The following is a 26,526-nucleotide window of genomic DNA, read 5'->3' on the forward strand; positions in this document are numbered from 1 at the left end:
GTTAGTCTATTTGAGGCTAAAATAAAAAAAGTCCCGATTGCTCGAGACTTTTCTTTAGTATTATTTCAACTTTTTCTTCACTTCTACTTCTTGGAAAGCTTCGATTAAATCCAGTTGTTCAATATCGTTGTAATTCTTAATTTGAATACCACAATCATATCCTTTGGCTACTTCTTTCACATCGTCTTTGAAACGTTTTAACGTGGCTAATTCACCTGTGAAAATAACAACCCCTTCACGAATCAAACGAATTTTAGAGTTTCTGAATATTTTACCATCCGTAACCATACATCCGGCAATTGAACCGACCTTAGATACTTTGAATATCTCACGAATTTCAGCAGTACCGGTAATTTCTTCTTTCATTTCCGGTGACAGCATGCCTTCCATTGCGTCTTTCAAGTCGTTAATCGCATCGTAGATAATTGAATAACTTCTGATGTCGATTTCCTCTTTTTGAGCCAATTGACGAGCATTTCCTGCAGGACGAACGTTAAATCCGATAATAATCGCATCTGAAGCAGAAGCCAACATCACATCAGTTTCTGTAATCGCACCAACGCCTTTGTGGATAATATTGATTTGAATTTCTTCAGTAGATAATTTAGAGAACTCACTCGAAAGTGCTTCCACAGAACCGTCCACGTCACCTTTAAGGATAATGTTCAATTCTTTAAATTGACCTAAAGCAATACGACGACCAATCTCTGCCAAGGTAATATGGCGTTGTGTTCTCACCGATTGTTCACGCATTAACTGTGTACGTTTAGCAGCAATTTGTTTGGCTTCTCTTTCGTCTTCAAACACGTTGAATTTATCACCTGCCGTTGACGCACCATCCAAACCTAAAATAGAGATTGGTATTGATGGTCCCGCTTCTTTAATACTATGCCCTCTTTCATCATGCATGGCTTTCACCTTACCGTGATTTTTTCCGGCCAAAACGTAATCACCTACTTTCAAAGTTCCTGATTGCACCAATATCGTTGATACATATCCTCTTCCTTTGTCTAATTGTGCTTCAACTACAGTTCCAACGGCTAATTTATTTGGGTTTGCTTTTAAGTCTAAAACTTCAGCTTCAAGCAATACTTTTTCTAATAATTCTTTAACACCGGTTCCTTTTTTAGCAGAGATATCGTGTGATTGGTATTTTCCACCCCAATCTTCTACCAATAAATTCATGGCTGCTAATTTCTCTTTAATTTTTTCAGGATTCGCGCCTTGCTTATCAATTTTGTTAATAGCAAATATCATCGGAACTCCGGCTGCTTGTGCGTGACTGATGGCCTCTTTGGTTTGTGGCATGATATCATCATCCGCCGCCACTACAATAATGGCGATATCGGTAACTTGAGCTCCACGAGCACGCATCGCAGTAAACGCTTCGTGACCCGGTGTATCCAAGAAAGTGATTTTTTGTCCGCCTTCTAATGTAACCGCATAAGCACCAATGTGCTGTGTAATTCCACCCGATTCTCCGGCTATTACGTTTTCATTCCGGATATAATCCAGTAAGGAAGTTTTACCGTGATCCACGTGTCCCATTACGGTTACGATTGGTGCACGAGTCACTAAATCTTCGGGACGGTCTTCAACTACTTCCATTGTTTCTTCGATGTCGGTTGTAATGAATTCTACTTCATAACCAAACTCATCTGCCACGATGGATAAGGTTTCCGCATCCAATCTTTGGTTCATAGTTACCATGATTCCCAATGACATACACGTTCCAATCACTTTGGTAATCGGCACATCCATCATGGTTGCAATTTCACCTACAGTTACAAACTCAGTAACTTTGATGGTTTTGCTTCCTTCTTCGAGCGCTTGCATCTCGTCTTCATTTCTTTGACGGTGCGTATCACGTTTATCTCTTCTGTATTTGGCTGCTTTAGATTTGTTTCCTTTTCCTTGAAGACGTTCTAAAGTTTCTTTGATTTGGTTTTTTACTTCCTCTTCCGTTGGCTCTACTTTTTGAACTATAGCAGGACGATTTCCTTTTTGGAATCCGCCACCGCCCGGTTTGTTGCCGGTTTTATTTGGTCCGAAAGCATTTCCACCACCACCACTGGTAATAGCAGGCTTCCCGGTTTCTCCTGGTTTACCCGGAATTCTTTTTCTTTTATTTTTATTAGCTGCATTTTGGGCCGCTTGTGCTGCCGTTTGTCCGGCACCCGGAGTTGCAGGCTTATTGGCGTCCTTTTTGAACTCTTCTTTTTTCTTTTTTGGTTTGTTGAATTGAGATAAATCAATTACTTGACCGGTAAGAGTGGCACCTGATAATTTTTGGTATTGTGTTGTAATCGTTTCGTCAACCGGAGCTTCCTCTGAAGGTTGAGCTACTATAGGTTTTTCAACTTCAGCTACTTTAGTCGGTTTTTCTTGAGGGACCTCAACTACCGGAGCTTCTTCTTTTTTAACGATTTCTTTTGGCTTTTCAACAGCAATTTTCGGAGATTCTGCTGGAGCTGCAGGAGCAACCGGAGCTGCAGGTTTTGGATCTAAATCAATTTTTCCAATTTGTTTTGGAGCACTGATTACCGCTTTGGCTTTGACCACTTCTAACCTTTGACGCTCTTCGTCTGCTTTGCGTTTGTCTTCGATTTCTTTTTCTCTTTCGAGTCGAAGCGCTTCTTTTTCTTTTCTGATTTCTTCACTTACGCCTTTAGAAGCTTCTTTGTTTCCTTTGTCTCCGGCAAATTGACCACAAAGAATATTGTATACATCATCGGAAATTTTTGTGTTTGGACTTGCTTCAATAGCAATGCCTTTATCCTTAAGATAATCCACAGCTCTTTCCAAAGAAATATTTAATTCCCTTAAAACTTTATTAATTCTAATATTTCCTTCAGACATAAAATCTTTTTAATGTTTATCTATTTTGGCGAAAGAATTAGTCCTCAAACTCTTCTTTCAGTATTCTTATTACTTCTAAAATGGTTTCCTCCTCTAAATCGGTTCTTCTCACTAAATCAGCCACATCTTGATTCAAAATACTTCTGGCAGTATCCAATCCGATTTTAGCAAATTCGTCGATTACCCATCCATCGATTTCATCTGAGAACTCTGTTAATTCCACATCATCTTCTTCGATAGCGCTTCCTTCTCTGATTACATCTAATTCATAGCCTGTCAACAATCCGGCCAATTTGATGTTGTGACCACCGCGACCAATCGCTTTAGAAACTTCTTCTAATTTCAAGAACACTTCGGCTCTTTTTTTCTCTTCGTCAATTTTAACCGAAGATACTTTGGCAGGACTTAAGGCTCTGGTGATGTACAACTGTAAGTTACTGGTGTAGTTGATTACGTCAATGTTTTCGTTTCCTAACTCACGAACAATTCCGTGAATACGAGAACCTTTCATCCCAACACAAGCACCAACCGGATCAATTCTATCATCATAAGAATCCACGGCTACTTTTGCTTTTTCGCCCGGAATTCTCACTACTTTTTTAATCATAATCAAACCATCAAAAACTTCCGGAATTTCTTGTTCGAATAATTTCTCCAAAAATTTATCTGCCGTTCTCGACATGATAATTTGTGGTTTATTCCCTTTCAATTCAACACTTTCAATGATACCGCGAACGTTATCTCCTTTACGGAAAAAGTCAGACGGGATTTGTTTTTCTTTGGGCAACACGATTTCGTTTCCTTCATCATCGACCAAAATCACAACTCTTGGGCGAACATGGTGTACTTCGGCAGTGTAAATTTCGCCAATTAAATCTTTAAATTGTTTGTAAAGATTGGTGTTATCGTGTTCATGGATTTTAGAAATCAAGTTTTGACGCAAAGCCAAAATCGCTCTTCTTCCTAAATCTATCAATTTCACTTCTTCAGAAACTTCTTCCCCGATTTCAAAATCAGGTTCAATTTTTCTGGCATCAGTTAAAGTGATTTCTTCGTTTTCTAAATCTAAATCGTCATCAGCAACAACAATTCTTCTTCTCCAAATCTCCATATCACCTTTATCAGGATTGATAATGATGTCAAAATTATCATCAGAACCGTATTTCTTTTTTAATGCGTTTCTAAATACATCCTCCAAAATCGCCATAAGCGTTACTCGATCAATGAGTTTATCATCTTTAAACTCTGAGAATGATTCGATTAATGCAATATTTTCCATGCCAAATTTTAATTAAATATTATAATAACAATTGCTTCTTTTATTTCTGAATAAGAAATTTCACGTTTGTGTTCTACTGTTTCTTTTCCTTTACCCACTTTTTTTGGTTCTCTTGCAGTCCACGAAAGCGTTATACTTTCTTCTGAAGCTGCTTCCAGTTTTGCTTCTATTGTTTCGGTAGCGGTTTTTACTTTCAACGTTCTGCCAATATTTTTTTTGTATTGTCTCACCAATTTCAATGGTGTTGAAACGCCGGCCGAAGCTACTTCTAATGAAAAATCTTGTTCTTCACGGTCTAAATTATTTTCGATTACTCGACTAACATCGATACAATCCTGCAAATTTACACCATTATCACCATCCAAAGTCACGGTAATCTTATAACTCTCTGAAATACTTAAATCTACCAGAAACAACGAAGGTTTTTCCAGTAATCCTTCTTCTAATAACTTCGTAACTTTCTCTTTAAATGTCATAGTTGTATAAAAAGAGGGAAGCATTGCTTCCCTCATTATTTAGTTTGAATGGTAAATAACGGTGCAAATATAGTTATTTTTTTATAAATCAAAAATCATTGCTGAATCAAAAAAAAATAATACCTTTATTGTGTTAAAATATCCAATCCAAAACTTACTTTTTTACATTATGAAAAAAATTTTAGTCCCAACAGACTTTTCAGACCACGCAAAATACGCCTTAAAAGTTGCCGCTCAAATCGCTAAAAAAAACGGTGGAGAAATATTCCTTCTTCACATGCTAGAGTTACCTCACCAAGCGGGTGACGCCATTGGAAGCGGTCATGATTTACCTGAAATAATGCTTTTCAAAAATGCCGCTATCAACAGATTAGAAGATTTAATGGATGACGAATGCCTTGATGGATTGAAAGTTTCCGAAATCATACAATTCGAATTAGCATTTGAAGGAATCATGAATATTAGTAAAAAGAACAACGTTGATTTAATTGTAATGGGCTCACACGGCGCTAGCGGATTTAAAGAAATGTTTATTGGTTCCAATGCAGAAAAAGTAGTTCGTAATTCTGATATCCCGGTTTTAATCATCAAAAAAGAAGCCGGTGATTTTGATGTTACTAAATTTGTATTCGCCTCTGACTTTTCAGACGAAATCAAAAAGCCATTTAGCAAAGTTGTTGATTTCGCAAACAAGTTTGACGCTGAATTATACCTTGTGATGATTAATACCCCTAGTAGCTTCAAACCAACTCATGTAGCTCAGGAAATCATGAAAGATTTTATTTCCAACTTTAGCATCAACAAATATTCAACACACATTTATAATGATGTCAATGTTGAAAGTGGTGTTTTAAATTTTACCAATTTTATTGATGCTGATTTAATCGGAATGAGTACGCACGGTAGAAAAGGGCTTGCGCATTTCTTCAACGGAAGTATTAGTGAAGATCTGGTAAATCATGCTGCTAGACCGGTAGTTACTTTTAAAATTTAAAAACCAAAGCCATACAAAAACAAAAAAGCCTCTCAAATTGAGAGGCTTTTTCCGTTGGTCTACAAGGACTCGAACCTTGAAAGACTGCACCAAAAACAGTTGTGTTACCATTACACCATAGACCAGCATTACTTCACTAAGCAATATAATCAACGGAGTTCAGAGAAACTTCGTTTTGCTTAATGCGAGTGCAAATTTAGAACAAATTTTATTTTACGCAAACAATTATAAGAAAAAATTAAATACTTCATTTGCAAAACCGTCATATCAGACCATAATAAACTTGTAATTAATTCATTATAGGTTTGAGATTTTTTTGTTAATCGAAGTTTAATTGCGTTAAAAAAAATAGTTTCTTTGTATCCATAAATAAAACCCCTTCATTTCATACTTATATGATGAATTTTAACTTCAACAAGTGGAATACCATTTTAGGATGGACAGCCTTTGCTATTTCTTTAATTACTTTTTCGCTAACTGTAGAACCTACCATGAGTTTTTGGGATTGTGGAGAATACATTTCAACGGCTGCTAAACTGGAAGTAGGTCATCCGCCCGGAGCACCGCTTTACCAAATCCTTGGGGCTTTCTTTGCTATGTTTGCTACAAGTAAAGAAACCGTTGCCTTGATGGTCAATATGATGTCGGTATTCTCAAGCGCATTTACCATACTGTTTATGTTTTGGTCTTCTTCTATACTGTTGAGAAAAATTGTTTCTTCTTATACTGAAATGGACAAAAACAAAGCGGTAGTTATTTTAGGCAGTTCAATGGTTGGCTCGTTGGCTTTAACTTTCTCTGATAGTTTTTGGTTCAATGCTGTAGAAGCCGAAGTATATGCTATGGCGTCATTCTTGATTGCGCTATTGTTCTGGCTTGGATTACGCTGGGAAGAAGAAATGCACACACCAAAAGGAAATCGTTGGCTGTTGCTCATTTCCTTAATTGTCGGGCTTTCTTTTGGAGTTCACTTTATGGCATTATTGGCCATACCGGCGATTGGGTTTTTATACTATTTCAAAAATTACAAAACAGTTTCCTTAAAAAGTTTCCTTATTGCCAATGTAATTATTGTGGCTGTTCTATTGTTTATTTTCAAATTATTATTGCCATATACATTAGCGTTTTTTGGGAAAATGGAAATCTTTATGGTAAATAGCATTGGGTTACCTTTTAATTCAGGGACGATTTTCTCCACCTTGTTGATTATCGCTTTTTTCTATTTCGGATTAAAATATACTCGCGAAAAAGGACATCCTTTTTACAACACCGCTTTATTGTGTATTCTTTTTGTATTGATTGGTTTTTCTACCTGGATGATGCTACCTATTCGTGCCAATGCCAATGTGGTTATCAATGAAAACAAACCTTCTGATGCTGCCGAAGTTTTAGCGTATTACAATCGTGAACAGTATGGTGTAAACCCATTGTTTTACGGTCCGCAATACACGGATACTTTTGCCGGATTAGATGAAGACCAACCTTATTTAGACAAAGCACCAAACTACGAAAGAGATTATAAAACCGGCAAATACGTGATTGTTAACAATTACAAAAATGCCGATCAAAATACAGACGACAATCACAAAGCAATTCTGCCGCGTCTTTGGAGTACTGACCATATTGATAATTATGTTCAATTCACAGAAATTCCTAAATTTACTTTAAATCAAAACTACCCTTACGAAGAAGATTTAGCGCAATATGGTGTTGACATCGACAGTTTGAGCGAAGAACAAGTAATGCAAGCCGTTGGTCAGTTAAAAGAAGAAATGCAGAAAAACATTAACGACTTCAAGACTGCATACGCCCAAAAACAAATTGACAACGATGACTATATTTCATTCCTGAAAAAATACAGTGATTATCTAATCATAGAAAAACCATCTACTTGGGACAACATTAGTTTTATGATTGAATACCAATTCGGATACATGTACGGAAGGTATTTGTTATGGAATTTCGTCGGAAGACAAAATGATGTTCAAGGAAAATATGACAACCTTGATGGAAATTGGTTGAGCGGAATCAAATTTATTGACGAAATACATTTAGGCAAAGGAACTCAAGAAAATCTTCCCGATGACGTAGTGAATAACAAAGGCCGAAATCTGTATTATTTTTTACCGTTTATAATTGGCTTAATAGGATTAATGTACCACGCACAAAGAGATTTGAAAAGCTTTTATGTATTACTCATTTTATTCTTGTTCACCGGCTTGGCCTTAAAAATATATTTGAACGAAAGACCTTTTGAACCAAGAGAAAGAGATTATGCTTTAGTTGGTTCATTCTATGTATTCGCTATTTGGATTGGATTTGGCGTCTATGCCATCTACGAAATAATCTCCGAATACCTAAAATCAAAAATCGTTGGACCGGTCGTAATTACAGCTTGCCTCTTAGCAGCTCCGGTTTTAATGGCAACCCAAAACTGGGACGATCACGATCGCTCGAATAAATATACGGCTATTGCCATGGCCAAAAATTATTTGGAATCCTGCGAGAAGAACGCCATCCTGTTTACCATTGGCGATAATGACACTTTCCCCTTATGGTATGCTCAAGAAATAGAAGGCATCCGAACCGACATCAAAATTGTAAACACCAGCCTGTTTATGACCGATTGGTATATCGATCAAATGAAGTTTAAAACCTATGATGCGGCCGGCTTACCTATTTCGTTTACACACAACGAATACGTTGGTGATAAGTTAGATTATGTGGCGCATATCCCAAAAACTGACGCGCGTTGGGACATCAAAGCTTTTATCGATTTTATAAAAGACCCAAGGTCAACGATTGATTTACAAAACGGACAAACCATCCATTTTTATCCAACCAACAAAATCAGAATTCCGGTAGATAAAAATACTATTATCAAAAACAAAGTGGTGAATTCAATTTACAATGACTCCATTGTTCCTTACATCGACTTAGACATCAAAGGTAGTGCGATGTATAAAAATCGTTTGATGATGTTAGATGTCTTGGCCAATAACAATTGGGAAAGACCAATCTATTTCACCGGAGGAAGTTTTGGAGATGACGATTATCTTTGGATGAAAGATTACTTACAATTAGACGGTTTAGTTTATAAATTAGTGCCTATAAAAACACCTGTCGACAAAGAAAACCCTTATGATATGGGCCAAATTGACAGCGATAAAATGTATGATTTGGTAATGAAATGGAATTGGGGTAACGGTGAATTAACCACCATTTATCACGATCCTGAAACCAGAAAAAACAGCATTTCCTACAGAACCAATATGGCGCGATTGATGGAACAATTAATCAATGAAGGCGATAAAGAAAAAGCCAAAAAAGTCATTGAATTGGCCTTAACCAAAATGCCTATGGATTATTACAGCTATTACACTATGGTAGAACCATTTGCATCCGGTTATTATGAATTAGGCGAAAAAGCAAAAGCGCGAGAATTATTGGAAAAATTAATGACCAAATACAAACAAAGCCTTAAATATTACGCCGGAATTCAACCTTCTATTCAAAACGGAATTGCGACCGATATCATTACCGACATTGAACGTTACAGAAGTTTATTGATGGTAATGAAAGACCGAGGCGATGTAGAATTTTACAACAAAAACAAAACTGAATTTAATTCTTTGGCTAAAAGATTTGCCCGTTTCGGAAGAGAATTAGAGTAAACCAACATTAAAACTTGAAGATGTGCCAATTTGACTATTCATTTTGGCACATTTTTTTTATATTTAGCCTATGAGTTTATGGGTCAAAACAAACCGTTTCGTCAAAACAATTTTTCCGAATTACATTTGGGACATTCCCAACAATGAAAAAAAGATTTATCTCACTTTTGACGACGGACCAATACCCGAAGTAACCGAATGGACATTGGCACAATTAAAAAAACACAACGCCAAAGCGACTTTCTTTTGTATCGGCGATAACATTCAAAAACATCCTGAGATTTTCCAAAAAGTAATAGAAAATGGTCACGCAATCGGAAACCATACTTTCAATCATTTAAAAGGCTGGGAAACTTCCTTGGAAGATTATATTGAAAACACCAAAAAGTGCTCAGAAACCATTACCAACTGCCAACTCAATACTGAACACTGCCAACTATTCCGTCCGCCTTACGGCAAAATCAAACCTTCGCAAGCCAAAGCGCTCCGAAAATTAGGCTACAAAATAATCATGTGGGATATCATCAGCATGGATTTTGACCAAACCATTTCTCCCGAAGAATGTTTAAACAATGTTTTGAAAAATATAGAAAGCGGTAGTATTATCGTTTTTCACGATAGTGTAAAAGCTTGGAAAAACTTGGAATATGTTTTACCAAAAACTTTAGTATTCTTAAACGAAAATGGATTTGTTTGTGAAAAAATAAATTAGGCGAAATTCCTAATCGTCATCCTGTCACGAAACTTCAGGATGTCGAAGGATTATAGTTGATCCTGAACCAAAGCGATGATACTATTCGCATCCAATTCACCTGATTGTCTCCAAACCATTTGACCATCTTTGTAAATCATCAAGGTCGGCAAACCTTTGATACGCAAAGCCTCGGCTAACTCCTGATTTTTATCGACATCAATTTTGATCACTTTTGCCTTATCACCAAGCGCAGCTGCTACATCTCTGATAACAGGATGCATGGACACTGAAGATTCATTCCATTCTGTATAAAAGTCAATTAACACAGGCACTTGAGCGTTGATTAATTCTCCAAATTTTGACATAAAACCAAAATAATTTTACCTTCAATTACCGAAGTAAAAGAAACATTAAACCACAAATGTAGCATTTTTAACTAATTATGCTACTTTTTCCCCTTTTTTTAGTTCAAAAACAGTTATTTCTGGCCAAATTCCAACTCTGCCGGGATAAGCATGAAAGCCTAAACCACGGTTTACATAAATATAACGACCAACATTTTCATACAATCCAGCCCATTGTTTGTAAACATATTGCACCGGACTCCATTGAATAATCCCAGGAATTTCTATTCCAAATTGCAATCCATGAGTATGACCGGAAAGTGTTAATTGAAAATGTTTTTCATGGTGTTTTACTTCATATTCCCAATGGCTTGGATCATGACTCATTAATATCTTGAAATCTTCAGCTGTCAATCCTTCCGAAGCCTTATGCAAATCGCCGGCTTGCTTAAAATTTTTACCCCAATTTTCTACACCGACAATAGCAATTTCGCTCTCTCCTTTTTTAATTTTGGTGTGTTGGTTCAACAACAAATCAAAACCAATATCGCCATACAATTTTTTAATCGCTTCAAAATTTTCATCTTTAGCAGCTTTCGATGGCCAATCAATGTATTCGCCATAATCATGATTCCCTAAAACCGCGTATTTTCCGTATTTATGATTGTCAATTTTATTAAAAGTATCAATCCATGGATGCATTTCGGTCGCATGAGTATTTACGATATCTCCTGTAAACAACATCATATCGGTCTTGTGTTCATTAATTAAATCAACCGCATATTGTATTTTCTCCGCATCATCAAAACTACCGCTATGTACATCGGAAATTTGCGTAATGGTGAAGCCGTCAAAATCTTCAGGCAAATCAGGAAAAAACAAAGTCTGTTTGATAACCCTAAAGTTGTATTTCCCCTTGGTCATTCCATACAAAAGCGAACTAAACGGAATCGCTGCAATAACTAAAGCTACTTGACTAACAAATCGTCTTCTGTTAGGTAAAAAAGTACCGTTGTCATTATCACGCATAAAGTGCGTAATTACGCCTGAGAAAACCCTATAAACATCTTCTAATAACATGAAGAAAGTTAGAATCATTTTCGGTATAAACAACAATAACAACAACCCAAAAGTGATTAACGTTTTACTGTTTTGCCCAACCCTGCGGTCAAACTGTGAAAATTGGTAAACTATATATATGATGGCTGTCAATGAAATTACTTGATAAGCAACTAAAATCCATCTTGACTTCGTGATGGTTCTAAAGGCTTGAAAAGCATAAACTTCAATAATAGCAACAAATAGGAAAAAGAAAATCCAACGAAGCATGAGTCCTAAATTTTCAGCAAAATAACGAAGAATCAGAGCATTATTATCTTTCATTTAGCTAAATTTAACTAAAATATTTCTCTTCTTCAACATTCAAAGTTTCGCTACATTTACACTTTATAATTTATTTCAAAAATGTCACAACAAAAACGCCTTTTCTTGCTCGATGCTTACGCCCTAATTTTCCGCGGCTATTACGCTTTTATCAAAAATCCTCGTATCAATTCAAAAGGAATGGATACTTCGGCCATTATGGGTTTTATGAACTCTTTGATGGATGTGATTAAACGCGAAAAACCTGATCATTTAGCAGTTGCATTCGACAAAGGCGGAAGCGATTATCGATACGAAATGTATAAAGAATACAAAGCCCATCGTGACGAAACGCCGGAAGCCATTAAAATTGCCGTGCCTTATATCCAAGAATTATTAAAAGCGATGCATATTCCGATTATGGAAAAAGCCGGTTTTGAAGCCGATGACTTAATTGGAACTTTGGCCAAACAAGCCGAAAAAGAAGGTTTTCAAGTCTTTATGGTGACGCCCGATAAAGATTTTGCCCAATTGGTTTCCGAAAATATTTTCATGTACAAACCAGCCCGAATGGGTAACGATATTGAAATTTGGGGTATTCCTGAAGTGTTAGCCAAATTTGAAATTGAAGATCCTTTACAAGTCATTGATTTCCTCGGAATGATGGGCGATTCAGCCGATAATATTCCCGGGTTTCCCGGCGTTGGTGAAGTCACCGCTAAGAAATTATTGAAGGAATTCGGCACCATGGAAAACCTTTTGGAAAACACCGACAAATTAAAAGGCGCTTTAAAAGACAAAATTGAAAACAATAAAGAACTCGGAATTCTGTCTAAAAAACTGGCCCGAATTCTACTCGATTGTCCGGTGACTTTTAATGCCGATGATTTCGAATTGTCTAAACCCGATGTAGAAAAAACTGATGCGTTGTTCATGGAACTAGAATTCCGTCAAATGAAAGCACAATTCGACAAACTTTTCGGCACCGGAAAAGAATACGATGAGATTGACACCAACGGCAATGGCAGCGATAACGGCCAAACGCCACAAGCGGCAAAAAAAGCACCGTCAAAAAAATCTAACGAAGACCAATTCGATTTATTCGGTTTTTCAGACGAAAATAGTGATGAGCCTAAACACAATTCCTATTACGCCACTATAGAAACTACCGACCATAACTACACCATTATCCAAGGCGATTTGGGAACCAAACTGTTTTTGCAAAACCTGATGAACCAAACTTCGGTTTGCTTCGACACAGAAACCACCGGCATTGACACACTCCATGCTGAATTAGTAGGAATGTCATTTTCGTTTGAAAAAGGCAAAGCTTTTTACGTTCCATTCCCAGAAAATCGGGAAGAAGCACAAACCTTAGCCGATAAATTCAAACCGTTTTTTGAAAGCGAAACCATTGAAAAAATTGGGCAAAACATCAAATATGATTTGAAAATTTTATCCAATTACGGCATTCAAGTCAAAGGAAAATTATTCGACACCATGATTGCGCATTATTTAATCAATCCGGATATGCGTCACAACATGGATGTCTTGAGTGAAACGTATTTGAAATATTCGCCAAAATCCATCGAAACGCTAATCGGCAAAAAAGGCAAAGGACAATTATCCATGCGCGATGTTCCTTTGGAAAACATCAAAGAATATGCTGCCGAAGATGCTGATATCACGTTACAATTAAAAGAAGTTTTCAGCCCGATTTTAGACAAAGCAGAAACCAAAAAACTATTTGACGAAATCGAAATTCCATTGATTCCGGTTCTTGCCGCGATGGAAACTGAAGGTATTCGCTTGGATGTTGATTTCTTAAAATCGATGTCGGTTGATATGCAAAAAGAAATTACACTGTTTGAGCAAAAAATCTACGAAACAGCAGGAGAAAAATTCAATTTGGCTTCCCCAAAACAACTCGGAGAAGTCCTTTTTGACAAAATGAAAATCGGTGGCGCCAAACAAAAGAAAACTAAAACCGGACAATACGCCACTGGTGAAGAAGTGTTGAGTTATTTGTCGAACGAACACCAAATCGTAAAAGATATTTTGGATTGGCGTCAAATGGTAAAATTGCAAAGTACTTATATCGATGCGTTACCAAATCAAGTCGATGCCAAAACCCAACGCGTTCACACCGATTATATGCAAACCGTTGCCGCAACCGGTCGTTTAAGTTCCAACAATCCGAATTTACAAAACATTCCGATCCGCACAGAACGAGGACGTTTGATTAGAAAAGCCTTTGTCGCTCGTGATGAAAATTACACCTTACTTTCTGCCGATTACTCTCAGATAGAATTGAGAATTATTGCCGCTTTATCAGGTGAAGAAAATATGATCAAAGCCTTCCAAAACAACGAAGACATTCACAGAAGTACGGCCGCGAAAGTATTCAACGTAGCGTTGGAAGAAGTCACCAAAGAACAACGAAGCAATGCCAAAACGGTCAACTTCGGAATTATTTATGGTGTTTCAGCTTTTGGTTTGAGTAACCAAACTTCTTTGTCACGTTCTGAAAGCGCAGCACTAATTGACGCTTATTACAAAACCTATCCGAAACTAAAATCGTACATGTCAGAACAAGTTGATTTTGCAAGACAAAATGGTTATGTGCAAACTGTTTTGGGTAGACGACGTTATTTGAAAGACATCAATTCAGCGAATGCAGTAGTTAGAAGCGGTGCTGAACGAAATGCCGTAAACGCACCAATACAAGGAAGCGCTGCCGATATCATCAAAATCGCGATGATTAACATTCACCAAAAGCTAACTTCGGAAAATTGGCAGTCAAAAATGTTGTTACAAGTGCATGACGAATTGGTTTTCGACGTGCACAACTCCGAATTAGAGAAAATCAAACCGTTAATCAAACACGAAATGGAAAATGCGTTCAAGCTAGACGTGCCTTTAGAAGTTGAGTTAGGAACCGGTAAAAATTGGCTGGAAGCGCATTAATTTTCAGGTTGACAATAAGTAAACATCGCCAAAATTCAGGAATCAGGTCAAAAAAAAATATTACTTTTAGATAACCAAAAAATGCTATGAATTTTGGAAACACTAAAAACAATTCTCTATTTTTCTATCTTCAGATATCCGTTGCGAATTGAAGAAATCCATAGTTATACCAACTATGAATCCATTTCGGACACTGAAAAAGAACTGCAACACCTGATTGCCGAAAAAATCCTCATTAAAGTGGACGATTTCTATGTCTATGGAAGCGATTTGGATTCGGTTATCAAAAGACTTCGCGGCAATATGTATGCTGACAGAGCGCTCAAAATTGCCCAAAAGAAAGCCAAATTCATTGCCAAATTCCCTTTTGTAAAAGGCGTTGGCGTTTCTGGTTCGTTGTCAAAAGGCTATTATGACAACGGAAGTGATATCGATTTCTTTGTCATTACCGAACCCAATAAACTTTGGCTTTGCCGAACCTTTTTGATGCTTTACAAAAAAATATTCCTGCTCAATTCGCGTAAGTTTTTTTGTGTCAATTACTTTGTTTCAACAAGCCAAATGGAAATCGAAGAAAAAAACCGATTTACAGCGACGGAATTGAAAACATTAATTCCAATGCAAGGCAAAACCGTTTTTGAAGATTTCTTTCAAAAAAACCAATGGGTTACTAACTATTTTAATAAATTCAGTCCTGAATTGACTTTGGTTCCTGATTTCAAAAAACCAATCGGAACAAAATCCGTAGAGTTTATGTTTGGAAACCATATCGGAAATTTTATTGATGATAGTTTCAAAAAAATTACCCTGAAAAAATGGAGAGCCAAATTCCGTATGATGAGCGAAGAAGATTTTAAAATTGCCTTGAAATCAACGAAAAATATCTCAAAACACCATCCATCGCACTTTCAAAAGAAAGTTATTTTGGATTTGAATAACCGAATTGAAGAAGTGGGTCATAACTTCAACATCAATTTAGCCAAAGAAAATGTCTAACATCCTTTTTTCGCATTCGTATTATTACAAACTCGACTCAAAGCAATGGAAAAACAAAACACCTTTTCCACCTTTGGGAACGCTTTATGCAGCTTCATTATTGCGGAAAAATGGTTTTGAAGTTTCGCTTTTTGACACCAATTTATTAGACAGTCCAAATACTATCGAACCCATTTTAAAATCATCAAAACCCAATTATTTGGTGATTTATGATGATGGTTTCAATTACTTGACCAAAATGTGTTTGACCAACATGCGAGATGCTTGTTTTGAGATGATTCGTTTGGGAAAAACTCACAATTGTACGATTATCGTTTGCAGTTCCGATTCCACTGACCATTATTCGGATTACCTTAAAATGGGTGCCGATTATATTTTGCAAGGCGAAGGTGAAATGTCGCTTTTAGAGCTGATTAAAGCTTTGGAAAATGAAACTGTAATGGATGACATTAAAGGCATAGTTTTTAAGAAAAATGGACAAGTTAAAGTCAGTCCTAAACGCGAAGTGCTTCAAAATTTAGACGAATTGCCTTTACCAGCTTGGGATTTAGTCGATATCGAAAGTTACAAGGCCATTTGGAAACAAAGCGGTCAACCATTTACTTTGAACGTTGCCACGACTCGCGGTTGTCCGTACAAATGCAATTGGTGTGCGAAACCGATTTACGGCAATCGCTACAATGCGCATTCTCCTGAATATATTGTTACCGAAATTCAGTTTTTAAAGGCAAATTTTGGCGTCACTCGTTTTTGGATGTGTGATGATATTTTTGGGTTGAAGCCGAATTGGGTTCAGGAATTCAACACCAAATTAAAAGAACAAAGCTTAAAAATCAGCTATTATATCCAAAGTCGCGTTGATTTATTACTAAAAGAAGACACGATTGATTGCTTGGCTGAATCCGGTTTGGAAGAAGTTTGGGTTGGTGCCGAAAGTGCTTCGCAAAAAATTCTCGATGCGATGGATAAAGGCACGACGGTAGAACAAATTTACGAAGCAACAAAACTATTAAAAGACAAAAAAATACGTGTGGCTTTTTTTCTGCAGTTTGGTTATCTAACCGAAAATCAGGAAGACATTCAAAAAACCATCGCAATGGTCAAAGAACTGATGCCGGATAACATTGGGATTTCCGTTTCTTATCCTTTGCCCGGAACGAAGTTTTATGACAAAGTCAAGGACGATTTAAAACTCAAATCCAATTGGACGGATTCGGACGATTTTGAGATGCTATTTCACGGCACTTATAAATCCAATTACTATAGAAAACTGCAACGATTTGTTCATAAAGAATTCAGAAAACAACAAGGTTTTTATAATTTGAAACAAGCGTTTATTAAACCTTCTTCACTTACAGTTGCAAATGTAAAATCGATTGCCAAATTGGGTTATTACATTCCGAGCGCTTTCCTTGATACGCTTTCGCTAAAAAAACTACAACAAAATGGAAGCTAGTTTTGACAAAGCCGCAGCAAATTATGACGATACTTTTACCAATACCGAAATTGGGAAAATGCAGCGCGATTTAGTTTACACCGAACTTTCCAAACACCTAACTTCCGTTAAAAACATACTCGAAATCAATTGTGGCACCGGCGAAGATGCGATTTGGTTCGCCAAACAAAATTTCAATATAACTGCGACTGATATTTCCCCAAAAATGATTGAAGTGGCGAAAGGAAAAGCAAACCTCAACTTTAAAACTGCTGATATCAATTCAATTGCTTCCACTTTTGAAAACGAAAAATTTGATTTGCTCTTTTCCAATTTTGGCGGTTTGAATTGTTTATCGAAATCGGAACTAACACATTTCTTTGCTAATATCAATTTGATACTTTCGGAAAAAGGCCAATTAGCCTTGGTGATTATGCCGAAGAATACGCTTTGGGAACGCTTTTATTTTTTGGCTAAAGCCCAATTCAAAAACATTTTCCGACGAAAAAGAGAAGGCGTGATTGCTCAGGTTGATGGAGAAAATGTAACGACTTATTACTACAACCCAAAAGATATTGTAAATTTAGCCAACGCTAATTTTGAAACTGTTACAGTAAAGCCGATAGGTTTTTTTGTTCCGCCGTCATATTTGGATGGATTTTTTAAAAACAAAAAAGGAATACTTAGATTTTTAAACCGATTGGAACAAGGCATTAAAAATGCTTCCTCGCTTTCAAAATACGCCGATCATTACCTTATAATTTTGCAAAAACGATGAGTATTTTATTCACCCATGCGTATTATTTATCGGATGATCCTAAGGAACAAAAGATCATGAAGCCCTATCCGCCATTAGGGTTACTTTATGTTTCTGCTTATTTGAAAAGCAAAAATATTGACAATGATGTTTTCGACACAACCTTTGCTTCGCAATCAACACAACTCGATTTTATTTTAGAAAAACAACCCAAAATCATTTGCATTTACACCAATTTGATGACCAAAATTGAAGTCATTAAATTGATTAAAATCCTTAAAACTGTAGTGTTTAATTTTCCGAAAATTGCCCTAGGCGGTCCGGATGTGACTTATAATGTCGAAAATTATCTCAAAGCCGGAGCCGATTTTTTAATCATTGGCGAAGGCGAAGAAACGACTTTTGAATTGTATAATGCAATCATCAAAAATGGCGATTTTCACCAAGTAAATGGCATCGCTTTTTTAGAAAACAATCAAATTATTCAAACTACAGCACGAACCAAATTCAAAGAACTCGACGAATTGCCACTACCGAATAGAGATGCCATCAACATGCAAAACTATTTGGACACTTGGAAAACCAATCACGGTCAAAGTTCGATGACGATTTCTACGCAGCGTGGTTGTCCTTATACCTGCAAATGGTGCAGTACGGCAGTTTATGGGCAAAGTTATCGTCGCAGACCGGCGAATCAAGTCGCGGAAGAAATGAAAATGCTGAAAGAAAAACACAATCCGGATGCGCTTTGGTTTGTGGATGATGTGTTCACCGTAAGTCACAAATGGCTGGTAGCTTTCAAAGAAGAAGTGTTGCAACAAGACGCTGTGATTCCGTTTGAGTGCATTACTCGTGCAGAACGATTGAATGCTGAAATTTTGCAATTATTGAAAGACGTTGGTTGTTTCCGAATTTGGATTGGTGCCGAAAGCGGTTCGCAAACGATTATCGATGCGATGGACCGACGTGTAGATGTCAACCAAGTAAAAAAAGTGATTCAGGATACCAATGCGATGGGTATAGAAACCGGAACCTTTATCATGCTTGGTTATCCCGGAGAAACCGAAAAAGACATTACGGAAACCATTCAGTATTTGAAAGATGCAAATCCGACTTTGTATACGATAACTGTTGCTTATCCTATCAAAGGAACGAGTTTGTACAACGAAATCGAACACAAAATCACGCAACAACCCGATTGGGAAACCTCAACCGACAGAGACATCGATTTTGAACGAACGTATTCGAGAAAATATTACCAATACGCCGTTAGCAAAGTGGTAAATGAAGTCGAGTTTCACAAAGCCAGTTCAAAAATGAGTTTGAAAGCGTTGAAATTGAAGACTAAATCACTAATGGCCACCGGATTGATGAAAATTAGCAAATAATCCTTTGAAAAAAGAAACCACATACTTGCTTTTACTGACTGCCATTTATTTTGTGGTGAGTTTGATTGGGATTTTACACCATGAATTGTGGTTAGACGAAGCGCATCATTATCTTTTGGCGCGCGACAGCAATTCTTTTTTGGAATTAATTCAAAACACGAGATATGAAGGTCATCCTATTCTTTGGAATTCATTGCTTTATGGTTTAACCAGATTTACCCTGAATCCGTTTTGGATGCAGTATTTACACATTTTAATTTCGACTTCGGTAGTTTTTCTATTCCTTCGAAAAGCACCATTATCATTAGTATTTAAGACACTTTTTATCTTTGGTTACTTTATGCTTTTCGAATACAATTTAATCAGCCGAAATTATATTTTAGGCGTTTTATTTTTGTTTTTAGCTGCGTCTGTTTTTGAGAAGCGAAAAGAAAAGTTTGTGTTGTTGTGTGTTTATTTAGCTTTGGCAGCCAATATTCATTTGATGTTTAGCGTGATTGCTTTTGCTCTGTTTTTGACACTTTTGTCTGAAAATTATCTAAACAAAGAATTGTTTAAAAGAGTCTACACCATTGGTTATTTAGTTTTTGGTATTGGATTATTATTGACCATTATCCAAATTATTCCACCGGATGATACTCGTTTTTTTGACCGAATAGAAGGCATGCAGTTGGGTGAGAAATTCATTAAGGGATTTATTTCATTTTTTAAAGCCATCGTTACAATTCCCGATTTTACTACAATACACTTTTGGAATTCCAATCTTTTAGTAAATCTCAGCAAACCCATTACGGCAGTTTTGGGATTGTTGACCTATTGCATTCCGTTGCTTTTATTTTATAAAAACCGCAAAGTGCTTTTCTTTGTTTATATCGGATTAATTGGTGTACAGATTTTCTTTTTTGTAACCCAAATGAGTGCCACACGTTACGACGGAATGAACTATTTTATCATCATCATCGGATTGTGGATAGAAAGGTATTATCCTTCTGAAGATTATAAAATAAGGGATTATTTGAGTTCATGGAAGCTAACTTTACTAAAAAAACCAATAATCTATAGTATTTTAATCATTCATCTATTTAGTGGTTTTTATGCTTATGCGATGGATTATAACTATCCATTCACGTCATCTAAAAAAGCCATTGATTATTTAAAAGAAAAAAAGTTAAATTTGAATGAAATCATAACCATTACCTGCGATGGAACGGCTATTAGTCCTTATTTAGAAAAGAAAGTTTACTTCTTGTGTGACGGAAGTTATCAGAGTTATTGTCATTGGAATTTTGACTGTGCAATCAACATTTCGGATAAAAACATCACGGAAATGCTTGCCAATTATATTGTTTCAAACGATTACGGAATTTATGTTTCTAATTATACTATTACCAAAAATTTAAAAGAAAACACTTGGGAAACAATCAACGAAAAAGTCAAAATCCGATTTATCAAAAAGTATGACCAAAACATCGTCCGCAATTCGTATTACTATATTTATGAAGTAGCCAAAATAACATCCTCAGAATGATTAATAACAAAAAAATAATCGTTGTTCTGCCGGCTTATAATGCGGCCAAAACACTTCAAAAAACCTTTGAAGAGATTCCTTTTGACATCGTTGACGATATCATTATCACTGACGATTTCAGTGAGGACAATACTATTGAAATAGCTCAAAAAATTGGCATCCAAAACATTATTATACACGATAAAAACAAAGGATACGGCGCCAATCAAAAGTCCTGTTATAAAAAAGCCTTGGAACTGAATGCGGATATCATTGTGATGTTACATCCTGATTATCAATATACGCCCAAATTAATTCCGGCCATGTGTACTTTAGTCGCCAATGATTTGTACGATGTGGTTTTGGGTTCACGCATCTTGAGTAAAGGCGCTTTAAAAGGCGGCATGCCTATTTATAAATACATTTCAAACCGAATTTTGACTTTCATCCAAAATGTTTTAATGAACCAAAAACTCTCGGAATACCATACCGGCTATCGCTGTTTTGACACAAAACTGTTGGAAAAAATTGACTTCGAAAACAATTCAGACGATTTTGTTTTTGACAATGAAATTTTGGCTCAATGTTGCTTCTTGAAAGCTCGGATTGGCGAAATATCTTGTCCGGCTAAGTATTTCGAAGAGGCAAGTTCGATTAACTTTCAAAGAAGTCTCACTTATGGGTTAGGGGTTTTAAGGGTTGCTGTTTCTTACTTTTTTCAGAAAACCAAACTCGCCTCGTTTTCACTTTTTAAAAATTTATGAAAAGTGCCTTATTAAAATATTATCCCTTGTTGGCTTTGCTTTTGCTTTGTGGTTTTTATTTGTTTAAAGCGATTGATTTTCCGGCTCATGATTTTGCCAATTATTATTTTGGCGGAAAGTTTTTGGCAAAAGGAAATTTCAGTTCTAATATTTATTTCCCCTATGAATTCAATAAAGCGATTTTCGATTCCGGTTACCCAAATATATTTGTCAGTTATGCCCCGAATACGCCGTTTTTAGCATTTTTCTTCTTACTCTTTGCCGGTTTTTCTCTGGCTGTAGCCAAAATAATCTTCAACAGTCTTTCAGTTGTTTTATTCTTTTTCAGCATTTACAGATTATTCAACCATTATAAAATCGATTGGCGTTACGCTTTGCTGATTCCGGTTTTGTTTTTGGTGCCGATAAAAAACAATTTACTCTTTGGACAAGTTTACTTTTTATTGTTTTTCTTGCTAAGCGAAGGTTGGCTAGCCTATGAAAAAAAACAATGGAAATCGATGTCCTTGTTTTGGAGTTTGGCTATTTTATTAAAAGTATTTCCGGTTTTATTGGTCGCCCTTTTTATCTTTAGAAAGCAATGGAAACCATTGTCCTTTTGGGTTGCGTTTTGTCTTTTACTTTTGGGGATTTCTATTTTATTTACCGGAGTTGACATCTGGATTTTCTACTTGCAAGAAGTTTTGCCAAAAGCTTCTAACGGCGAAATCGCAACTGGTTTTGTCGATAATTATCAATCGGTTTTTATGTTTTTGAAGCGTTGTTTTGTATTTGAAACGATTGAAAATCCGAATGCCTTTTACAATTATCCGAATTTATTTTCCGCCTTGATGGTTGCTTTTAAAATTGGTGTTTTGGTCATTGGTTATTTCATTTCCAAAAGAAATTCCAATACACTTTTTGTTTTCTCTTATTGGATTTTGGCAATGATACTACTTTCGCCTTATGGAAGCACTTATACTTTTATTTTACTATTATTCCCGTTTTTGGCTTTGCTGAAAAGCGAGATATCTAATACCAAAAAAGTTGCTTTCTGTCTGATAATTTTTCTAATCAACAATTTTTCTTTGTCGATTTTTATTGGGCAAGAATTCCCTTTTTCTTATTTAAGAATGTTGCTATTGTTTTTGTTTTTTGTTTTGTTTTTACTTCAGTTTCGGCAAAAAGTCAATTGGAAAGCGGTTGCAATGTTGTCATTGTTTCCACTGTTTTTAATATTGTTTTTTAAAACCACAAAACCTGAAAAATCAACGATTTTACTTGAAAACGGACCAACATTGGTATATGATTACGAAATCAACAATAATTCCTTGATAGGTCATTTTTGGGATGGAAGAGAGAAAGTAATATTATGGAATACTAAAATTCAAACTTTTCATCCGCTGAAATTGAAAAACAATCAGGTTTTTTATAACAACCAACAACTTACGTTTGACAAAAGCCATAAGCGGAAACCAATACTGATTGATAACAAAACTGTGCTGTATCTTTCGGATTATGATAGAGGCATTGGGTTTTATACGCTAAGAAAAATAACTTTAAATTGAAAAACAAATCACTCAAAAGATTAGGTTTAATTACCAATAACACACTACGACAAATTTTGATTTCAGTATTTAGCATGGTGATTCCGTTTTTGGTGATTCATTTTTCCTCTAAAGAAATTTGGGGTTCTTTTGTTGGATTCTTTCTATATTGTTTATTCGCCATTCAAGTCATTAATTGGGGAAATAAGGAATACTTGCTGAGAAAATTTAGTGAAAACCCAAGAGAAATCGCCTTTCGCTTTTCTGAAAACATGGCTACTCGTTTTCCTTTAGTTATCCTTTTTTCTCTCATTGGATTGGTTTTGTTCCCTATTTCTTTTGGGTTTTGGATTTTGATTTGGCTTTTAGGCCGCTATTTTATGCATAGTACAGAAGTGCTTTTGTTTTATGAAAAAAAATTCAATGCCTCTATTCTAATTGAATTGATCAGTTTTGGCTTTTTTGCAGTTTTTTTTGGCCTATTAAAAAATAGCATCACTGTTTATTGGATTTTGGTGATTTTTAGTTTGTACCAATTCCTTAAAGGCATTTTGTATTTAGTTTTGTTCAAAAATTGGGTCTTAATTAAAAACCTTTCCTTTGAAATTAATTTTTTTAAAACGGCTTTGCCTTTTTTCATCTTGTCTATTCTCGGCTTTTTGGGTTCCAAAATTGATTTGTATATAGTGGAAAGTTTGGAGAGCAAAACCATTACAGCCGAATACCAAATCATCAATAGTCTGCTGGTCTTTTGCATGTCGATTACGGCTTTGCTTTATGCTCCTTTTACCAAATTACTCTATCGCAACACTGACCAAATAGTCGATAAAACAAAAAATATTTTGGCCTATATAGGTTTAATCATTGTTCCGGTTTCGTTATTGATTATTTATTTTATCCTTGAATTGTACCTAAAAGTAAATTTGGAATTTTACTTCTATCTCATTGCTTTCGCCTATGTATATCCGTGTTACGTTTACGGATTGGATATTATCAATCTGTTCAAACGACACAAGGAGACGTCGGTAGTTTTCATACTCACAACCGGAGTAGTTTTGAATAGTCTTTTAAGCGCTTGTTTTTTGTATTTGGACTATGGAATAGTTGGCGCACTATCAGGAAGCGCAATAGCGCAATTAGTTATTTTGGGACTAATCAAGCTAAAAAACGATAAAATAAATTAAAGGATTACAATTTCTTCGTAGAATCCCTTTGTCTTAATTCGGTTTTGATGGTTGTCGTCGTAAACGTGAAAGTTTCCTCTTCGCTTTCCAATTTGTCAATTAACAATTGGGCAGCGACTTCTCCAATTTCCGGGCCGTGTTGGCTCACCGTTGACAAACTTGGTGTCATTCTTCGTGACCATACACCATCTGCAAAACCTATTATCGATAAATCTTTCGGGATTTTATAACCATTTTGAATTCCGAGTTTCATTGCTGTAACCGAAGCGTGTTCATCTAGAGCAAAAACCCCATCGGGTTTGTTTTTGATAAAAAAGCCTCCAATTTTTGAATTGAATTCTTCGTTATTATTGGTCAGAATCACTAAATTTTCATCCACTTTTAAACCGTGATTCTCCAACGCTTTATAAAAACCTTGTGCTCTTAATTTTCCAACACTCAGATTATCAATAGCGGAAAGCAAAGCAATTTTTTTACAACCGGTTTTGATCAAATGTTCCATCGCGTTTACCGCCGAGTCTAAATCGTCTACGATAACTTTGTCACAATTCACCTCATCGGCAATTCGGTCAAACATTACGATGGGCGTTCCTTCGTTTATAATTGAGGTAAAATGCCCAAACTTTTGTAACTTTTGAGATTCTTCAGCAATCGAAAGGATAAAACCGTCAATGGTTCCGTTGCTCAACATTTCTAAAGCATTGATTTCTTTTTCCAAGGATTCATTCGAAATACAGGTAATCAATTTATATCCTTTTTCATCGGCTACTTTTTCGATACCGCTAAACACTTTAGCAAAAAATGAGTTCAAGATGTTCGGAATAATCACACCAATGGTTTTGGTTCTTCTGTTTTTAAGGTTCAGACCAATAACATTAGGCTTGTAATTTTTTAGCTTGGCATATTCTTGCACGCGTTGCTTGGTGGGTTCACTGATTTCCGGACTTCCGTTTAAGGCTTTTGAAACGGTGGAAACTGAAACGCCTAACTCTTTGGCAATTTGTTTTAGGGTGGCTTTCGATTTCATTTTATCTTGGTTAAAGTGTAAAAATAGTAAAATTTCTTCTGCAACCTCTCAAAGAAGAATGAAAGTTAGCTGTAAAACATCAAAATTTTCAAGACAAATTGCCTTAAAAACGAGCTGTTTTTGCTGCGCTAAGTCTATTCATTTAAAGGATTTTAAGCAAAATTAGTGGCTTTGTAAAAAAATTTGAAAAATGGTATTTGCTTTTATAATAATTAATTGTACTTTTGCACTCCCTTTATTGGGAATGGAATGTTTAATTAAAAAAATATTATGGACGCATTAAGCTACAAGACACAATCTACTACCAAGGCCACTTCTGGAAAAGAGTGGATCATCGTAGATGCTGAAGGTCATAACTTAGGTCGTTTTGCTTCAAAAGTTGCGATGCTTTTAAGAGGTAAATACAAGCCGAGTTATACACCTCACGTCGACTGTGGAGATAACGTAATTGTTATCAACGCAGAGAAAATCAACCTTACCGGTAACAAACTTGACGACAAGACTTACATTCGTCACACAGGTTATCCAGGAGGACAAAGAACTTTGACTGCAAAAGTTTTGCAATCAAAAAATCCTGCTTTGCTAGTGGAGAAAGCAGTGAAAGGAATGTTACCTAAGAACAAATTAGGAGCAGAACTTTTCAGAAATCTAAATGTTGTTGTAGGAACTGAGCACAAACAAGGTGCACAAAAACCTAAAACAGTTAACCTAAACGATCTTAAGTAATGGGAGTTATTCACAAAATCGGTAGAAGAAAATGTGCTGTGGCACGTGTTTATGTTTCAGAAGGAACAGGAAAAATCACCGTTAACAAAAGAGAATTCAACAACTACTTCCCAACAGCTACTTTACAGTACAAAGTATTACAGCCAATGTCTATGACAAACAACGCTGACAACTTTGACGTAAAAGTAAATGTATACGGTGGTGGTTCAACTGGCCAAGCAGAAGCTGTGAGAATGGCAATTGCTAGAGCTATGTGTGAAGTGGAAGCTGAAAACAGAAGCATCCTAAAACCAGAAGGATTACTAACAAGAGATCCAAGAATGGTAGAACGTAAAAAATTCGGTCAGAAAAAAGCGAGAAAGAGATTCCAATTCTCGAAACGTTAATATTCGGTATTTACCGCAATATATTTTCAGATTATTTTTTACAATTAAATTAGAATTTAAAACAAAGTTGTCGATATTCCTTGTAAAAAGGGAATTAGTTTAGCATCGAAATGCAGTACAAAGTCTTAATTTATTAAGCGAAAAAGGTGACGCATTGCTATAACACGGAACGTAAACTATT

The 26,526-nt window shown here is 36.0% G+C and carries 20 protein-coding genes and 1 tRNA gene; 14 read left to right on the forward strand and 7 right to left on the reverse strand.

The annotated features are described in order from the left end of the window. Positions 1 to 60: 60 nt before the first annotated feature. The 3 genes from infB to rimP are packed head-to-tail and all read right to left on the reverse strand — an operon-like array spanning position 61 to position 4,614. Positions 61 to 2,859 (reverse strand): translation initiation factor IF-2, encoded by a 2,799-nt coding sequence (infB, locus tag C8C84_RS02000; protein WP_121311937.1) that lies wholly within the window; start codon positions 2,857 to 2,859, stop codon positions 61 to 63. A gap of 37 nt (positions 2,860 to 2,896) precedes the next feature. Next, positions 2,897 to 4,138: a transcription termination factor NusA gene (nusA, locus tag C8C84_RS02005; protein ID WP_121311938.1), complete on the reverse strand. Its 1,242-nt coding sequence runs from the start codon at positions 4,136 to 4,138 to the stop codon at positions 2,897 to 2,899. 8 nt (positions 4,139 to 4,146) lie between these two features. Then, a complete protein-coding gene (gene rimP, locus C8C84_RS02010; protein ID WP_121314939.1) occupies positions 4,147 to 4,614 on the reverse strand; it encodes a ribosome assembly cofactor RimP in 468 nt (155 codons plus the stop codon). 169 nt (positions 4,615 to 4,783) lie between these two features. Here rimP and C8C84_RS02015 point away from each other — a divergent pair, with 169 nt between their 5' ends. Continuing rightward, a complete protein-coding gene (locus tag C8C84_RS02015; protein ID WP_121311939.1) occupies positions 4,784 to 5,608 on the forward strand; it encodes a universal stress protein in 825 nt (274 codons plus the stop codon). A gap of 54 nt (positions 5,609 to 5,662) precedes the next feature. On the opposite strand, the gene C8C84_RS02020 is transcribed toward C8C84_RS02015, so the two are convergent. Further along, positions 5,663 to 5,733, reverse strand: a tRNA-Gln gene (locus tag C8C84_RS02020). Positions 5,734 to 6,003: 270 nt separating this feature from the next. Here C8C84_RS02020 and C8C84_RS02025 point away from each other — a divergent pair. Together C8C84_RS02025 and C8C84_RS02030 are read left to right on the forward strand one after the other, a co-directional pair. Beyond that, a complete protein-coding gene (locus C8C84_RS02025; RefSeq protein WP_121311940.1) occupies positions 6,004 to 9,282 on the forward strand; it encodes a DUF2723 domain-containing protein in 3,279 nt (1,092 codons plus the stop codon). 70 nt (positions 9,283 to 9,352) lie between these two features. Next, the gene (locus C8C84_RS02030) at positions 9,353 to 9,994 is read left to right on the forward strand and encodes a polysaccharide deacetylase family protein (protein ID WP_121311941.1); all 642 of its coding nucleotides are present in this window, start codon (positions 9,353 to 9,355) and stop codon (positions 9,992 to 9,994) included. A gap of 50 nt (positions 9,995 to 10,044) precedes the next feature. On the opposite strand, the gene C8C84_RS02035 is transcribed toward C8C84_RS02030, so the two are convergent. Together C8C84_RS02035 and C8C84_RS02040 are read right to left on the reverse strand one after the other, a co-directional pair. Beyond that, positions 10,045 to 10,341 carry a co-chaperone YbbN gene (locus tag C8C84_RS02035; protein ID WP_121311942.1) on the reverse strand — a complete coding sequence of 99 codons (297 nt, stop codon included), beginning with the start codon at positions 10,339 to 10,341 and terminating at the stop codon, positions 10,045 to 10,047. A gap of 75 nt (positions 10,342 to 10,416) precedes the next feature. Continuing rightward, positions 10,417 to 11,703: a metallophosphoesterase gene (locus tag C8C84_RS02040; protein ID WP_370453637.1), complete on the reverse strand. Its 1,287-nt coding sequence runs from the start codon at positions 11,701 to 11,703 to the stop codon at positions 10,417 to 10,419. A gap of 81 nt (positions 11,704 to 11,784) precedes the next feature. On the opposite strand from C8C84_RS02040, the gene polA reads away from it, so the two are divergent. From polA to C8C84_RS02085, 9 genes are all read left to right on the forward strand, one after another. Then, positions 11,785 to 14,649, forward strand: a complete 2,865-nt coding sequence (polA, locus tag C8C84_RS02045; protein ID WP_121311943.1) for a DNA polymerase I — start codon at positions 11,785 to 11,787, stop codon at positions 14,647 to 14,649. Positions 14,650 to 14,742: 93 nt separating this feature from the next. Next, positions 14,743 to 15,645, forward strand: a complete 903-nt coding sequence (locus C8C84_RS02050) for a nucleotidyltransferase domain-containing protein (RefSeq protein WP_121311944.1) — start codon at positions 14,743 to 14,745, stop codon at positions 15,643 to 15,645. Then, complete coding sequence (locus C8C84_RS02055) at positions 15,638 to 17,101, forward strand: radical SAM protein (protein WP_121311945.1); 1,464 nt, start codon at positions 15,638 to 15,640, stop codon at positions 17,099 to 17,101. Before C8C84_RS02050 ends, C8C84_RS02055 begins: the two co-directional genes overlap by 8 nt. Further along, positions 17,091 to 17,858, forward strand: coding sequence for a class I SAM-dependent methyltransferase (locus C8C84_RS02060; RefSeq protein ID WP_121311946.1), 768 nt, complete (start codon positions 17,091 to 17,093; stop codon positions 17,856 to 17,858). The genes C8C84_RS02055 and C8C84_RS02060 overlap by 11 nt, the downstream gene beginning before the upstream one ends. Next, complete coding sequence (locus tag C8C84_RS02065) at positions 17,855 to 19,225, forward strand: B12-binding domain-containing radical SAM protein (RefSeq protein ID WP_121311947.1); 1,371 nt, start codon at positions 17,855 to 17,857, stop codon at positions 19,223 to 19,225. The genes C8C84_RS02060 and C8C84_RS02065 overlap by 4 nt, the downstream gene beginning before the upstream one ends. Positions 19,226 to 19,229: 4 nt before the next feature. Then, on the forward strand, positions 19,230 to 20,753 hold the full coding sequence (locus tag C8C84_RS02070; RefSeq protein ID WP_147406801.1) for a hypothetical protein: 1,524 nt from the start codon (positions 19,230 to 19,232) through the stop codon (positions 20,751 to 20,753). After that, complete coding sequence (locus C8C84_RS02075) at positions 20,750 to 21,496, forward strand: glycosyltransferase family 2 protein (RefSeq protein ID WP_121311949.1); 747 nt, start codon at positions 20,750 to 20,752, stop codon at positions 21,494 to 21,496. Before C8C84_RS02070 ends, C8C84_RS02075 begins: the two co-directional genes overlap by 4 nt. Then, on the forward strand, positions 21,493 to 23,043 hold the full coding sequence (locus C8C84_RS02080) for a glycosyltransferase family 87 protein (protein WP_121311950.1): 1,551 nt from the start codon (positions 21,493 to 21,495) through the stop codon (positions 23,041 to 23,043). Before C8C84_RS02075 ends, C8C84_RS02080 begins: the two co-directional genes overlap by 4 nt. Next, on the forward strand, positions 23,040 to 24,206 hold the full coding sequence (locus C8C84_RS02085; RefSeq protein WP_121311951.1) for a hypothetical protein: 1,167 nt from the start codon (positions 23,040 to 23,042) through the stop codon (positions 24,204 to 24,206). The genes C8C84_RS02080 and C8C84_RS02085 overlap by 4 nt, the downstream gene beginning before the upstream one ends. 4 nt (positions 24,207 to 24,210) lie before the next feature. Here the strand turns inward: C8C84_RS02085 and C8C84_RS02090 are convergent, their stop codons facing one another. Further along, positions 24,211 to 25,233, reverse strand: coding sequence for a LacI family DNA-binding transcriptional regulator (locus C8C84_RS02090; RefSeq protein WP_121311952.1), 1,023 nt, complete (start codon positions 25,231 to 25,233; stop codon positions 24,211 to 24,213). Between the two features lie 270 nt (positions 25,234 to 25,503). On the opposite strand from C8C84_RS02090, the gene rplM reads away from it, so the two are divergent. Together rplM and rpsI are read left to right on the forward strand one after the other, a co-directional pair. Next, entirely contained in the window at positions 25,504 to 25,959 is a 456-nt protein-coding gene (gene rplM, locus C8C84_RS02095; RefSeq protein WP_121311953.1) for a 50S ribosomal protein L13, read from the forward strand. Beyond that, complete coding sequence (gene rpsI / locus C8C84_RS02100; RefSeq protein ID WP_121311954.1) at positions 25,959 to 26,345, forward strand: 30S ribosomal protein S9; 387 nt, start codon at positions 25,959 to 25,961, stop codon at positions 26,343 to 26,345. Before rplM ends, rpsI begins: the two co-directional genes overlap by 1 nt. Positions 26,346 to 26,526 lie beyond the last annotated feature (181 nt).

It is taken from the genome of Flavobacterium sp. 102, from assembly GCF_003634615.1.
In the GTDB taxonomy this organism is placed as follows: Bacteria; Bacteroidota; Bacteroidia; order Flavobacteriales; family Flavobacteriaceae; genus Flavobacterium.